We start from the raw sequence: 13,257 nt of genomic DNA, 5'->3' as shown, positions 1-13,257 counted from the left end.
CGGTCAGCCGACGCCGGCGTAGGAGTGCTTGCCGGTGACGAAGATATTGACCCCGTAGTAGTTGAAGAGGAAGCAGGCGAAGGCGAGCAGCGCCAGATAGGCGGCCTTGCGGCCCTTCCACCCGGCGGTGGCGCGGGCGTGCAGATAGGCGGCGTAGGCGACCCAGGTGATGAACGCCCAGGTCTCCTTGGGGTCCCACTCCCAGTACTTGCCCCAGGCGTCCTCGGCCCAGATCGCGCCCGCGATGATGGTGAAGGTCCAGAACGGGAAGACCACCGCGTTGATCCGGTAGGCCAGCTTGTCGAGGGTGCTGGCGGCGGGCAGCCGCTGCCAGACGGAGGCCGGCGTACCGAGCGGGCCGGTGGTGCGGCCGGCTGCGACGCGCTTGTCGTAGGCGTCCTTGAGCAGGTAGAGCGCGGTGGCGACAAAGGCGGCGTACATGGCGCCGCTACAGATGATCGCCCCGGAGACATGGATGGCCAGCCAGTAGGAGTGCAGCGCCGGGACGAGCTGCTCGGAGTCGGTGTAGAGGACCGTCACGGCCAGGCCGAGCGTCAGCAGGGCGGCGAGCACCACCGGCAGGCCCAGCCAGCGGACCTTCTTGCCGAGTGCCAGCAGCACCAGGTAGGCGGCCACTGCGGCCAGCGCGAAGGCGCAGGAGAACTCGTACATGTTCCCCCACGGCCAGCGCATCACCGAGAGGCCCCGGGTGAGCACCCCGGCGGCGTGCAGCAGTCCGCCGAGCACGGTGAGCGAGACCGCCATCCGGCCGAGCAGGTCGGCCTGCTGGTCGGTGCCGGCCGCGCCGGGGCCGTCGGTCTCGTCGTCGCCCCGGCCGCTGGTGACCACCACATCGCCGGCGTCGGCCAGGGCGGTGCGGGTGAGGGTGGCGGTGCCGCCGTCGGCGGAGGCCATGGTGACGGTGACCTTCCGGGCGCCGGGCCGGGCGGCGGCTGCCGCCTCGGCGAGGGAGCCGCCCTGCTCGGCGGAGCGCCGGGCGACCGCGCCTCGGCTGCCGAAGGTCCACTCGAAGCAGTGGGCGAGCATCGCCAGCAGGTACACGGCCATCGCCGAGTAGATCAGGTAGTTGGAGATGTTGGCCAGGTTCTCGTTGACCGCCGTGGCAAGGACCACCGTCAACCCCTCTTCTCGATCATCTCGGGCTCCTCGGTACGGTCGGCGCCGCCGGAGGGCGGCTCCTCGGCCTGGTCCGGCCGCTCGGCCTGGTCCTCGGCCTGGTCCGGCTTGTCGGCCTCGTCCGGCTTCTCAGCCTCGTCCGGCTTGTCGGCCTCATCCGGCTCGTCGGGCCGGGCCGGGGCGTCGTCCTGGAGGGCGACGGCGAGGTCGGCCAGCTCCTCGGCGATCTTGGCGGACTCGCTGCGGGCCAGCCCGGCCATCTCCACCACGGTGGTGCCGTCGGTCGCGGTGGTGGCCCGCACCCACACCCGGCGGCGCTGGATCAGCAGCGAGCCGATCAGGCCCAGTACGCAGAGCACCGAGCTGCCGAGCGCCACGCCGTTGCCGGGGCGGTGGGCGATGGTGAAGCCGGCCCACTGCTCGACGCCGTCGAAGGTGAGGGTCCCGTAGCCGTTCGGCAGGGTCCACCCCTGGCCCGGCTTGAGCGCCGCCCTGGCGATGTCGCCGTCCTGCTTGAGCTGCTTCATATGGGTCTCGTCGAGCTGGTACACGCTCTGCGGGATGCCCGAGTCCACACCCAGGTCACCGGCCCACACATTGAGGATCAGCTTGGGGTCGGCGGCGGCGGGGAAGAGCGAGTTCCAGCCCGTCACCTTGTCCGCGGTGACCGGGGCGGTGGGCGAGAAGATGCCGGCGAAGCCCAGCTGCACCGGCTTGCCGTCCTTCTGGCCGTAGTCGCCGACCTTGATGGCGCCGATGGAGGTGAGGTTGTTGTCCTGCGGCAGGAACGGGGTGGGGCCGTGGAAGACCACCTCGCCCTTGGCGTTCTTCACCGTGACGACCGGTGAGTAGCCATGGCTGACCAGGTAGACCTTGCTGTCGGCGATCTCCAGCGGCTGGTTCACCTTGATGGCGGCCCGGTGCGAGCTGCCGCCGTCGGCGCCGGTCCAGTACCGGACATGGGCGGCGAAGTCCCGTGGGGTGCCCAGCTGGTCGCCCTTGGTCTGGTACGTCGCGGTGAAGCCGTCCAGCGTGAAGCGGAACGCGTCCAGGTCGTCGGGGCCGTAGAAGGGCGCCCGCTGGAAGTCGTCGTACTGGGTCATGGTGTTGGAGAAGCCCTGCCCCTCCAGCACCAGCTTGCTGCCCTGCCCGCCGCTGAGGCTGCCCCAGGCCATGGCGATCAGCAGCCCGAAGAGCGAGATGTGGAAGAGCAGATTGCCGACCTCGCGCAGGTAGCCCTTCTCCGAGGCGACCGCGTCACCGACCGTGTGCGCCCGGAAGCGGCGCCCGCGCAGCAGCCGCTCCGCCGCAGCGGTGACCGCCTCCGGCCGGGCGTCGGTGCGCCAGGTCGCATGGACCGGCATCCGGGTGAGGTTGCGCGGGGCCGCCGGCGGCCGGCTGCGCAGCACCCCGGCGAACTGCCAGGTGCGCGGCACGATGCAGCCGGCCAGCGAGATGAAGAGCAGGATGTAGATCGCCGAGAACCACACCGAGCTGTAGACGTCGAAGAGTTGGAGCTTCTCGTAGATCGGGCTGACCGTGGTGTGGGCGGCCTTCCACCGCTCGACCCGCATGGAGTCGGGACCGTTCTGCGGGATCAGCGAGCCCGGTACGGCGGCCAGCGAGAGCAGGAAGAGCAGGATCAGCGCCACCCGCATGGAGGTGAGCTGCCGCCAGGTCCAGCGCAGCCAGCCGATGACGCCGAGGGCGGGGGCGGAGTCCTCGGCGCGGTGCTCCACGGGGGCGGAGGTGAGGCGCTCGGCGGCTGCCTCGTCGAGCGGCTGCTGCTGTGCGGTGCCGCCGGTGCCGGTACCGGTGTCGGAGCCGGGGCCGGTGTCGGTGTCCGTGTTGCTCACAGTCAGATTCCGATCGAGAAGTCCTGGGTGGCGGACTGGAGTTGGCTGATCAGCGAATCCCAGGCGCCGGTGACGAGCAGCAGGCCGACGGCGACGAGCATGCCGCCGCCGATGCGCAGCACCCACTGATAGTGGCGCTTGACCCAGCCGAACGCGCCGAGCGCGCGGCGGAAGGCGAGCGCCGCCACCACGAACGGTACGCCCAGCCCGAGGCAGTACACCGCCATCAGGAAGGCCCCGCGCCCGGCGCTCGCCTCATTGAAGGAGAGCACCTGGAGCGAGGCGAGGGTGGGGCCGAGGCACGGCGTCCAGCCGACGCCGAAGACCAGGCCCAGCAGCGGGGCGCCGACCAGCCCGACGGCCGGGCGGCGGTGCGAGCGGACCTCGCGCATCGCAAAGCCCGGCAGCAGGCCCATGAAGGCCAGGCCCATCAGGATGGTGACCAGGCCCATCACCACGGAGATGGTGTGCCGGTACTCCAGCAGGGTCCGGCCGAAGAAGCCGAAGAGCGCGCCGCCGGAGACGAAGACCGCGGTGAAGCCGAGTACGAAGAGCAGCGAGCCCAGCAGCATCCGGCCCCGGCGCCGGCCGCCGGCGTCGGCCAGGTCGGCGGCGGAGAAGCCGGTGACATACGAGAGGTAGCCGGGGACCAGGGGCAGCACGCACGGGGAGAAGAACGACACCAGGCCGGCCAGCAGCGCGACCGGGACCGCCAGCAGCAGGGCGCCTTGCAGCACGGTCGCGTTGGTGTCGCCGACGGTGGCGAGGAGGGTGCCGGTCACGACGTCTCCGCGAGCACCGGCTTGATCATGGACTCCAGGTCCTCCTCCGCCAGCGGCTTGATGGCGCGGGCGGCGATCTTCCCGTCCCGGTCGATCACCAGCGTGGAGGGGATGAACTGGGGGTTGAGCGCGCCCTTGGGGAAGCGCAGGATCTGGGCGCCGGAGGGGTCGTAGAGGCTGGGGTAGGTGATGCCGAAGTTCTTCTCGAAGACCTTGGCGTTCTGCACGCTGGTGTCGCGGGTGTTGATCCCGAGGAACTGCACGTCCTTGCCCTGGTAGGCGGTCCAGGTCCGCTGGAACCCCTTGGCCTCCAGACGGCAGGGCGGGCACCAGGAGCCCCAGACGTTGACGACGACGACCTTGCCCTTGAAGTCGGACAGGGCGGCCTTCCTGCCGTCCACGGTCTCGCCGGAGATGTCCGGCGCGGTCGGCCGGTGGCCGGCCGCCGCAGTGTCGATGCCGCCCTTGCCGGCGACAAAGCCGGAACCGGCGTCGCCTCCGCCGGACCCCGACGAGGAGCATCCGGCGGCGGCGACGGCAGCCAGGACGGCACCGGCGACGGCGGCCAGGCGCACACGGGCACGGCGGGAGGCGGAGCGGCCAAGACTCATGTGAAAAGTTTCGCATGGCTTCGCGACGGCCCTCATCGGGGTCGGGTGTCGCGTCTCACACCCCCGCCGACCTGCGGCGGATCAGCCGGGGACCGGCTCGGGACCGGCTCGGGACCGGCTCGGGACCGGCTCAGGACCGGTTGGCGAGCGGGTGGCGGCGGTCACGCGGGGGCCGTGGCCCGGGGCCCCTTGGCGAACTCGGTGGTCAGTGCCCCCTCGAAGGCCCTGAGGTCGTCCGGCCGGCGGCTGGTGATCAGGACGTTGCGCCCTGCGGTGCAGATCCTGACCTCCTCGTCGACCCAGTTGCCGCCCGCGTTGACGATGTCGGTCCGCAGGCTGGGCCAGGAGGTCAGCGTGCGGTTGCGCACCACCCCGGCCTCGACCAGGGTCCACGGGCCGTGGCAGATGGCCGCGACCGGCTTGCCCGCGTCGAAGAACGCCTTGGCGAAGGCCACCGCGTCCCGGTCGGTCCGCAGGATGTCCGGGTTGGCGACGCCGCCGGGCAGCACCAGCGCGTCGTAGTGGCCCGCGGGGACCTCACCGGCCACATCGTGCACCTCGAAGGTGTCGGCCTTGTCGAGGTGGTGGTACGCCTGGACGCGGCCGGGCCTGGTGGAGACCAGCCGGGGCGTGCCGCCCGCCTCCTGCACCGCCTTCCAGGGGCTGGTGAGCTCGATCTGCTCGACCCCTTCCGGGGCGACCAGAAATGCCACGGTCTTGCCTTGCAGGGTGGCGGCCACGGCGAACCACCCTCCTTCCGTGCAGACGCGAATGAGTGGATCTGTCCTCTTTCGCGCCCCTGCCCGAGGCCCCCGGGCGGAAACCTCGGGGGTCCCGGGCCAGGCTGGGTCGGGCCAGGCTGGGTCGGGCCGGGTCGGGTCGGGCCCGGTCAGGCGCCGAAGCTCTTGCCGACCGGCTGGTTCTTCCCGCCCTTGCCCGTGAGGTGGGCCGGCAGCAGGTCGCGGGCCGGCTCGCTGTAGCCGACCGAGACGATCCGGTCGCCCTCGTACGTGAAGCTGGTGAGCGACGCCAGCGAGCACTGCCGCTTGCGCGGGTCGTGCCAGAGCCGCCGGTGCTCGGCGAAGCAGCGTGTCACCCAGATCGGCAGCTGGTGGCTGACGCAGACCGCCTCGTGCCCCCGGGCGGCGTCGCGGGCCGCGCCCAGCGCGCCCATCATCCGCACGACCTGCTCGATGTACGGCTCGCCCCACGACGGGCGGAAGGGGTTGGTGAGGTACTTCCAGTGCGACGGGTTCCGCAGCGACCCGTCGCCCACCCCGAAGGTCTTGCCCTGGAAGACGTTCTCCGCCTCGATCAGCCGCTCGTCCACCGCCGTCTTCAGGCCGTGCGCCGCCGCGATCGGCGCGGCGGTCTCCTGGGCCCGGTCCAGCGGGGAGGCGACCACATGGGTGATGTCCCGGCCCGCCAGGTGGTCGGCGACCCGCTCGGCCATCTCCTTGCCGAGCTCCGAGAGGTGGTAGTCGGGCAGCCTGCCGTACAGCACGCCCTCCGGGTTGTGCACCTCGCCGTGGCGCATGAGGTGGACGACTGTGACGTCTTTGCTGCTCACCTGAGCTGCTCCTTGGGGCCTTAGGGGTACGGGGTGGTCGGCGAGTACGGGGGTCGGCGGGTCCGGGACTGCGGGTCCGGGACTGCGGGTCCGGGACTGCGGCGAGCCTACGCGGGCCGCGCCTCGGCAGCGGCACGGGCCGCCGCCGGCAGCGCCGCCGCGATCCGCTCGACGGCCTGCGCGTCATGCGCGGAGGAGACGAACCAGGACTCGAAGGCGGACGGCGGCAGATAGACGCCCTGCGCCAGCATGGAGTGGAAGAAGGCGGTGAAGCGGAACGCCTCCTGGGCCTTGGCCCGGTCATAGTCGATCACCGGCCGCTCGGTGAAGAAGACCGAGAACATATTGCCCGCCCGCTGCACCCGGTGCGCCACGCCCTCCTTGGCCAGCGCCTCCGACACCAGCCCGGAGACCTCGGCCGACACCCGGTCCACGGTCGCATAGACCTCGTCGGTGCAGTGCCGCAGCTGGGCCAGGCCGGCGGCGGTGGCCACCGGGTTACCGGAGAGCGTGCCCGCCTGGTAGACCGGGCCGGCCGGGGCGAGGTACGCCATCACCTCGGCGCGACCGCCGAAGGCCGCCGCCGGGAAGCCGCCGCCCATCACCTTGCCGAAGGTGAGCAGGTCCGGGGCCCACCCCTCACGGGCCGCCTCCAGGCCGTACCAGCCGGCCTTGGAGACGCGGAAGCCGGTCATCACCTCGTCGGAGATGAACAGCGCGCCGTTCTCCCGGCAGAGCTGGGCGAGGCCGTGGTTGAAGCCGGGCAGCGGCGGCACCACGCCCATGTTGCCGGGCGACGCCTCGGTGATCACGCAGGCGATGGCGCCCGGGTTGGCGGCGAACGCGGCGCGCACCGCGTCCAGGTCGTTGTAGGGCAGCACGATGGTGTCGCCGGCCTGCGCGCCGGTCACGCCCGGGGTGTCCGGAAGTCCAAAAGTCGCCACACCTGAACCGGCAGCGGCCAGCAGCGCGTCCACATGACCGTGGTAGCAGCCCGCGAACTTGACGACCTTGGCCCGCCCGGTGAAGCCGCGTGCCAACCGGATCGCCGACATGGTCGCCTCGGTGCCGGACGACACCAGGCGCACCTGCTCGACCGGCGCGATCCGCCGGACGATCTCCTCGGCCAGTTCGACCTCGCCCTCCCCCGGCGTACCGAAGGAGGTGCCGCGCGCCACCGCCTCATGCACCGCCTTCAGGACAGCCGGATGAGAATGGCCGAGAATCATCGGTCCCCAGGAGCAGACGAGGTCGACATACTCGCGGCCGTCGGCGTCGGTCAGGTAGGGACCGGTACCGGATACCATGAACCGGGGCGTACCGCCCACGGCCTTGAAGGCGCGCACCGGCGAGTTGACCCCGCCGGGGGTGACGATCGAGGCGCGCTCGAACAGCTTCTGGGACACTGGGGCTTCGTACGGATAGCTCACACAGGACATGGTCTCAAATCGTGTCCTTCCCACCGGCATGTCCCGCCCGTTCATCTGGAACGATGATCGTGGCGCATCATGCGGCCCCGCCCGGCGGGCGGGCAGCTGCGCCAGGTCTGTCGGTTTCGGCGTATTCCGGTGAGGATGGTCCGAGTGTCCGAACGTGACGACTCCGAGGGGACAGCGCGGCCCTCGCGGAGGGCCGCGGATTCAGCGGGGCGAGGAAGGGGAGGTGGAGGCCGGGTGGGGGTGACCTACAAGTACTTCGGTGCGCCGGACCGCGCCACGGCCGCCCGGGTACCCACCGCACTCGGTCGCGACGGACTCGGGCTCGACGCCGGAGAGCTGGGCACCCTGGGCCGCCTCGGCGACCTGATCAGCGCCGAGGAGCGCATCGAGGCCGAGGAGCGCGCCTACGACCGCGAGGAAGCGGTGGGCCGCCACCTCTCCACCAAGATCAAGCCGGAGACCATGAGCGCCATGGTGCTCACCGGCATCAAGGGCGTCCCCCTCCACCAGGTCCCGCCGCTGGAGCTGGTCGTCCTCCACCCCGACTACGCCGTGGTCCAGCTCCCCCCCAGCGTGGTCGAGCCCCTCCGCAAGGCCGACGAGACCGAACTCGGCGCCGCCGCCTTCATCTGGTCCACCGTCCCCGACCGACGCGGACCGCGCGACGCCTTCGTGATCTACCAGATGCTCCACGAATGGCAGAACTTCGCCACCCGCCTCCACGACGCCGGCCACCAACTCTTCTGCCTCGTCTGGCCCTGACCGGGGCATTCACCCGCCCGCAGCGGTGCGCCCCGACCGTGCCCGTGGCAAGCACCGCCAGCTGCCCTCGGTCAGGTGAGGAAGAGAGCTGCCCTCTCGTCCAGCTCCTGGGCCGCTGAGACGCCCCGGCTCTTGAACTGGGCGAGGCTCTTGCGCATCTCACCGACCGCGCGGCGGGTGCGAACGGACTGCACCCCGGCCATGGCGTCGGTGCCCGGTTCCAGGTACCGCATGCCTGCTCGATGCCGCCGTCGGCGAGTTCCATCCTGGCCTGGGCGACCAGGTCGAGCGCAAGGATGCGCGCATAGGTCGTAGGCGGCCGGGTGGCAGCTGCCGCCGCATAGTTCTCCGCAGCGCCCTTGCGGTCGCCGAGGCGCGCGAAGACCTTGGCGCTACGGGAGTTGACCGTGGCGCGGGCCAGCCCCCAGGAGCGGGCCCAGTACGGCATGTCGTCGCCGTCGGCGGTCTCCAACAGGTCGCGGGCACGCTGCACGGCCTGGACGGCCTGGCGACGCTGGTTGGTGGCGGCCAGGCCGTGGGCGTGGGTGATGGTGAACAGCGCCTCGGTCGCGGCGTCCACCCGGCCGACGACCCGGGACAGCGCGGTGTCGGACAGAGCGAACGTCTTGGACGGATGGCGGAGCTTCATGCCCTGCTGCGCCAGGGTCCGCAGGACGAAGGCGTCGTGGCCGACGATCCCGGACTCGACCGCGAGGGCGTACGACTGGTGGTAGTAGCGCTGGGCGAGGCCCTGCTCCCCGGCGTCGTATGCCTTCCAACCCGCCAGGTGGACGCCGACGGCTGCGGCGGACAGCATCTGCCGGCGATCCTGGTGAGTGCGGAAGGCTCCCCGGCACAGGGGCGACCACGTCGGATCGCAGGTACTGGATCAGAGCCGAGCGGCCATGCTGGCCGCCGTGGCGCTCGTCGATCTCGGTGAACATGCTGATCACGTCGCGAACTGCGGCCACCTCGGCGGCCCCGGCGACGGCGCCGCTTCGGACGGCCGCTGTGCGCTCCGCACTCTCGCGGACATACTCCAGCGGCAGGTGCATCGCGGCGACGGAGTACGCCGAGGCGGCCATGAACTTCCGACGGTCCACATCAGCTCTCCACACCCGGGTCCGACCGAACAAGGCCCCTGCCGTAGCTCTCTTCCGGATTCCGGGCTGACCTCGGAGAGCCCGGTCAGGCGGCGAGTGAGGCGTCCAGGTACGCCTGGACCGGCTCGAAGAGCCCGTAGGGCACGTACTGCGGGATCTCGGCGAGGGCGACCCACGCCAGCTCGTCCAATTCCTCGGTGTCCACCACCTCGGCGGTCCCGCTCACAACCCGGCAGGCCGTGTACGACATCAGTCGGCCCGTCTTCGGGTGGACGCGCTCGCCCAGGAGCTTGAGGGCTTCCACGCCGAGTCCGGTCTCCTCTGCGGTCTCGCGGACGGCCGCCTCCTCCGGCGACTCGCCGAGTTCGATCTCGCCGGCCGGGAACTGCCAGGAAAGCTGGCCCTCGCTGACCCGGCGCCGCACCATCAGCACGCGGCCCTCGCTCACCACGATCGCGGCGGCGATACCAGGCCGGTCCTCGGACGTCTGCTGTGTCACGTCTGCTCCTCCAGGACTGCCAGGATGGGTGGGAAGATCGTATCGACGGAGATGAAACGGGTCACCGAATTTCGCGGAACCCACATCACGTCGACGTTCTCGACAGCGTCGCCGTTGGTTGCCTCGCCGGCCAAGTACTCACAGAGGAAGTACTCGCACAGCACGCCTGTCACGGGATGGAGACGGTGTCCCAGGCTCTGCCGGACCGCACAGTGCACGCCGGTCTCGTCCAGTGTCTCCCGGACAGTTGCCGTCTCCGGCCTCATACCAGGCTTGATCACCCCGGCCGGAAACTGCCAGGTGATCCCTGATGCGTCATCGTCGCGGCGACAGACCAACAGGACATCGCCCCGGCGAATGACGACTGCGATTGCGACTCGGAGGGCTTGGGCAGCGGGCGCGCTGGGGTCGGATGCGCGGTCCACGTTCTCTCTCGCAGCCAGGAGCGCGAAGCGCTGTCGGGCTGTGCTCGACGCCTTCTCGTACACGGCATCCAGGAGCTGCTGCATCTCTGCCCTCGGTACGACAGATGGCTCGGAGTGCCACGTCGCCACCGTGCGCACAGCGATGCCGAGTTGGTTGGCGAACGCCTCGTTGGTGAGGCGGAGAGCGGACTGGAGCAGGCAGGCGTATCGGCCGTTCCAGACCTCGATCACGTCCAACGCCGTTCCCCCCTCCGTCGTGACCGCTCAGATGCAGAGCGTGTGCGTCGAAAGTGCGCATCGACTGCACTGGTGCTTCATGGCCGCGCGGCCGGAAGAACGGAAGACTCACGGCACGGGGCCCAAAGCACTTGCCAACGAGGCCACTTGCACCTTGGGGGCCCCGCCTCAGGATTCCAGGTGAGTACGCAAACCAGATCAGGAGTTGGACGATTACGCCCGCGAGGGTGACGGGCCGGTGCAGCAGTGACGTGAGCGTCAGCTGAGCCATTCCCATATCCACCCGTACGGGTGACGTGCCGGAGCGGCGGAATCGCCTCGCCAGCGTCGGTAATCTCAGTCCATGACGGACTGACTGTTCGTCATGATCGTCATACCGGAACGCTGAAAGGGAACTGATGGCCGAGGACCAGGTACACACGGTCGAGCGCACGCTCGTCCTGCTCAAGCCCGACGCGCTGGTACGCGGCCTCGCGGGGAAGGTCATCTCGCGCTTCGAGGATGCGGCGCTGAAGATCGTTGGCGTCAAAATGAAGTGGATGGACGAGGAGTTCACCCGTAAGCACTACTTCGACCTCGAAGAGCGCCTGGGCTCGGAGGTCTACAACTTCACGGCCACCTTCATGCAGCAGGGGCCAGTCGTCGCCCTGGTGCTGGAGGGATACGACGCCATCGCCACCGTCCGAAAGCTCGTCGGCAGCACCTACCCGAACCAGGCTCCGGCGGGCACGGTGCGCGGCGACTTCTCGCACTACAGCGCGGCGGCCAGCGTGGCGTCCGGAAAGGCGGTGGCCAACCTCGTGCACGCCTCCGGCAACAAAGAGGAAGCCGCCCAGGAGATCGAGCTTTGGTTCGCCAAGGACGAGCTGAGCGACTACCGCACGTTGGCGGAGATCTACACCTACTGACGGCGGATCGCAGCGTCACCGCGGAGGCGCCGCTGCGTTGATCACCTCTGGGGTACCACCCGTCAGATCTGAGAGGGGCACTATGACCGACCAGACCCGCCTGGCCTCCGCCGGGGAGCTGGAGTCCGTCTTCCAGCGCGAACTGGTGACCGACCGGTGGGCGGCTGCCGAGACCGCCTACGCCCTGGCTCTCCGGCACCGGGACGGGGGCGACTGGCCCAAGTCCCGCGAGTGGGTGCAGCAGTGCCTCCAGCTCCTGGAGGGTTTCCCCGACGAGACCGAGGACCAGGTGGCGACCACCCGCGTCGCGGTCGGCGGCGTCCCTCTGCCGAACTACCTGCATGCCGGTGTGATCCGGGAACGCTTCGGCGATCTGGGCTGACACCAGCCTGATTCACCTCGGGCGGTGTGGCTGATCGAGCTACGGCAGCCACACCGCCCAGCACCGACCATCAACTCCGTACCGGACCAGCCGACGACCGCCCTGACCTGGTTCGGCTGGATTCGCCGTGCCTGAAACGAGGAGACATGACCGTGGCCGTCGAGATCGAGATGCGCGCCCGGTTCGACAAGGATGTCCATGACCAGCTCATCGCTCGACTGAGGAAGGACGGCGAGGACCTGGGGGACGACGCCAAGCACATCTACTTCTATGTACTGCCCGACCAGCTGCTCAAGGTCACGGACAACATGGCAGTCGGCACCGCCAAGATCACCCTCAAGGGGAGCAGGATCGGCCAGGGTTCGGCCTTCCCGGAGACCGAGTTCGCCATCGCCCGCGAGGACGTGCCGGCAGCCGTGAAGGTGTTCAAGGCCCTGGGCTTCGGGTCCGTGATGCACGAGGCGTTCAACTTGCGGCACAACTTCCGCTTCCAGGACGTGGAGATCGCGGTCAAGTGGAGTGCGGCGTGGGGCTACCACGCCGAGTTCGAGGTGCTGCTGGACGACGGCGCCTCGGACGCCACCCGGGACGAGGCATCGGCTCGGATTGTCGACGTCGCCGCCGAACTGGGCGTGACGCTGATGAGTGAGCAGGAGCTGGCCGACTTCGGAGCGGCCTTCGAGGCCGCCGAGCAGAAGCGCAAGGCCCGTCAGGGGCGGGCAGCGCCGATCCGGTAGGGGACCGCTCTCGCGGGAGACCACCAGAGGGGGTGGGCACAGATGAGCACGACTCCGACGACCGCGAGTCTGGTCGAGCTGGCTGCCCGGAGGCAGCTTCCGCACCACCAGTACATGGACCCGGCCACCGTCCAGTGGATCAGGGACAACAGGCCGGACCTCGGGCATGCTTGGCCGCCACCACTCCGGCCGGCCTCCAAGCACCTCCTGGGCCGGTCTGCTCTTCCGGCCGCCTGGCTGGCGGAGCCACGACTCCGCACTTCCCTTCACGGCATCCGGCACAGCATGCGGACAGCTGCCCTGGCTGCCCTGCTCGCGGAGACACACGACCTGGACGAGGTGGAGACCGCCACGGTCATCCTGGCTGCCGCCCTCCATGACTGCCGGCGCCTGCACGACAAGGACGACCAGGGCCACGGTGCGCGCGCGGCCGTCTGGCTCTCCGCCAACGCCGATACCGTCTGGGACCACTTCGGCCTCGTCATCACGCCCCGCCGGATCGTGCAAGCGGCCACCGCCATCCGGCTGCACGATCTGCCGTACGACGCCTTCAACGCGGACGACCGCGCCGACCACGGCCGCGCCGAACTCATCTGTGACCTGGTCAAGGCCGCCGATGCGCTCGACCGCTACCGTCTGCCGACGCTCCGGTGGTGGCCCGACGCACGACATGTCCGAGAACATGCCTTCGACCAGCTACGAGCCGTCGCCTTCGACCTCGTGGTCATCTCCGAGACCGCCCATCTCGCCGGAGCCGACAGTGCCGAAGCCGTCCTGTACGCCCTCGCCGAGAAGGGACTGGTGTAGCC

15 protein-coding genes are annotated in these 13,257 nt (G+C 70.1%); 5 read left to right on the top strand and 10 right to left on the bottom strand.

Translation table 11 applies throughout. From position 1 onward, the window contains the following. Positions 1-3: 3 nt before the first annotated feature. The 7 genes from ccsB to hemL all read right to left on the bottom strand — a co-directional run bounded on the left by ccsB (position 4) and on the right by hemL (position 7,395). A complete protein-coding gene (ccsB, locus tag C7M71_RS17680) occupies positions 4-1,134 on the bottom strand; it encodes a c-type cytochrome biogenesis protein CcsB (protein ID WP_111489463.1) in 1,131 nt (376 codons plus the stop codon). Between the two features lie 2 nt (positions 1,135-1,136). Continuing rightward, positions 1,137-2,993, bottom strand: coding sequence for a cytochrome c biogenesis protein ResB (locus tag C7M71_RS17675; RefSeq protein WP_111489462.1), 1,857 nt, complete (start codon positions 2,991-2,993; stop codon positions 1,137-1,139). A 2-nt stretch (positions 2,994-2,995) separates the two neighbouring features. After that, positions 2,996-3,775, bottom strand: a complete 780-nt coding sequence (locus C7M71_RS17670) for a cytochrome c biogenesis CcdA family protein (RefSeq protein WP_111489461.1) — start codon at positions 3,773-3,775, stop codon at positions 2,996-2,998. Next, on the bottom strand, positions 3,772-4,386 hold the full coding sequence (locus C7M71_RS17665; protein WP_111489460.1) for a TlpA family protein disulfide reductase: 615 nt from the start codon (positions 4,384-4,386) through the stop codon (positions 3,772-3,774). The genes C7M71_RS17670 and C7M71_RS17665 overlap by 4 nt, the downstream gene beginning before the upstream one ends. 161 nt (positions 4,387-4,547) lie before the next feature. Continuing rightward, on the bottom strand, positions 4,548-5,126 hold the full coding sequence (locus tag C7M71_RS17660; protein WP_111489459.1) for a type 1 glutamine amidotransferase domain-containing protein: 579 nt from the start codon (positions 5,124-5,126) through the stop codon (positions 4,548-4,550). 149 nt (positions 5,127-5,275) lie between these two features. Further along, the gene (locus tag C7M71_RS17655; protein ID WP_111489484.1) at positions 5,276-5,923 is read right to left on the bottom strand and encodes a histidine phosphatase family protein; all 648 of its coding nucleotides are present in this window, start codon (positions 5,921-5,923) and stop codon (positions 5,276-5,278) included. Between the two features lie 140 nt (positions 5,924-6,063). After that, the gene (gene hemL / locus C7M71_RS17650; RefSeq protein WP_111489458.1) at positions 6,064-7,395 is read right to left on the bottom strand and encodes a glutamate-1-semialdehyde 2,1-aminomutase; all 1,332 of its coding nucleotides are present in this window, start codon (positions 7,393-7,395) and stop codon (positions 6,064-6,066) included. A 135-nt stretch (positions 7,396-7,530) separates the two neighbouring features. Here hemL and C7M71_RS17645 point away from each other — a divergent pair, with 135 nt between their 5' ends. Continuing rightward, positions 7,531-8,157 carry a hypothetical protein gene (locus C7M71_RS17645; protein WP_407675913.1) on the top strand — a complete coding sequence of 209 codons (627 nt, stop codon included), beginning with the start codon at positions 7,531-7,533 and terminating at the stop codon, positions 8,155-8,157. A gap of 71 nt (positions 8,158-8,228) precedes the next feature. Here C7M71_RS17645 and C7M71_RS31885 read toward each other — a convergent pair whose 3' ends face one another. From C7M71_RS31885 to C7M71_RS17630, 3 genes are all read right to left on the bottom strand, one after another. Continuing rightward, a complete protein-coding gene (locus tag C7M71_RS31885) occupies positions 8,229-8,390 on the bottom strand; it encodes a hypothetical protein (protein WP_229758781.1) in 162 nt (53 codons plus the stop codon). A 955-nt stretch (positions 8,391-9,345) separates the two neighbouring features. Continuing rightward, the gene (locus tag C7M71_RS17635; protein WP_111489456.1) at positions 9,346-9,759 is read right to left on the bottom strand and encodes an NUDIX hydrolase; all 414 of its coding nucleotides are present in this window, start codon (positions 9,757-9,759) and stop codon (positions 9,346-9,348) included. Beyond that, complete coding sequence (locus C7M71_RS17630; RefSeq protein WP_111489455.1) at positions 9,756-10,421, bottom strand: NUDIX hydrolase; 666 nt, start codon at positions 10,419-10,421, stop codon at positions 9,756-9,758. Before C7M71_RS17630 ends, C7M71_RS17635 begins: the two co-directional genes overlap by 4 nt. Before the next feature lie 398 nt (positions 10,422-10,819). On the opposite strand from C7M71_RS17630, the gene C7M71_RS17625 reads away from it, so the two are divergent. The 4 genes from C7M71_RS17625 (at position 10,820) to C7M71_RS17610 (ending at position 13,255) form a co-directional block, all read left to right on the top strand. Next, positions 10,820-11,329: a nucleoside-diphosphate kinase gene (locus tag C7M71_RS17625; protein ID WP_111489454.1), complete on the top strand. Its 510-nt coding sequence runs from the start codon at positions 10,820-10,822 to the stop codon at positions 11,327-11,329. 82 nt (positions 11,330-11,411) lie between these two features. Next, positions 11,412-11,711 (top strand): hypothetical protein, encoded by a 300-nt coding sequence (locus C7M71_RS17620; protein WP_111489453.1) that lies wholly within the window; start codon positions 11,412-11,414, stop codon positions 11,709-11,711. A gap of 152 nt (positions 11,712-11,863) precedes the next feature. Continuing rightward, positions 11,864-12,448, top strand: coding sequence for a CYTH domain-containing protein (locus C7M71_RS17615; protein WP_111489483.1), 585 nt, complete (start codon positions 11,864-11,866; stop codon positions 12,446-12,448). Positions 12,449-12,490: 42 nt separating this feature from the next. Further along, a complete protein-coding gene (locus C7M71_RS17610) occupies positions 12,491-13,255 on the top strand; it encodes a hypothetical protein (protein ID WP_111489452.1) in 765 nt (254 codons plus the stop codon). Positions 13,256-13,257 lie beyond the last annotated feature (2 nt).

The sequence above is a fragment of the Peterkaempfera bronchialis genome (assembly GCF_003258605.2).
GTDB classification, from domain to species: domain Bacteria; phylum Actinomycetota; class Actinomycetes; order Streptomycetales; family Streptomycetaceae; genus Peterkaempfera; species Peterkaempfera bronchialis.
This window is presented reverse-complemented; position numbering and strand designations above follow the sequence as displayed.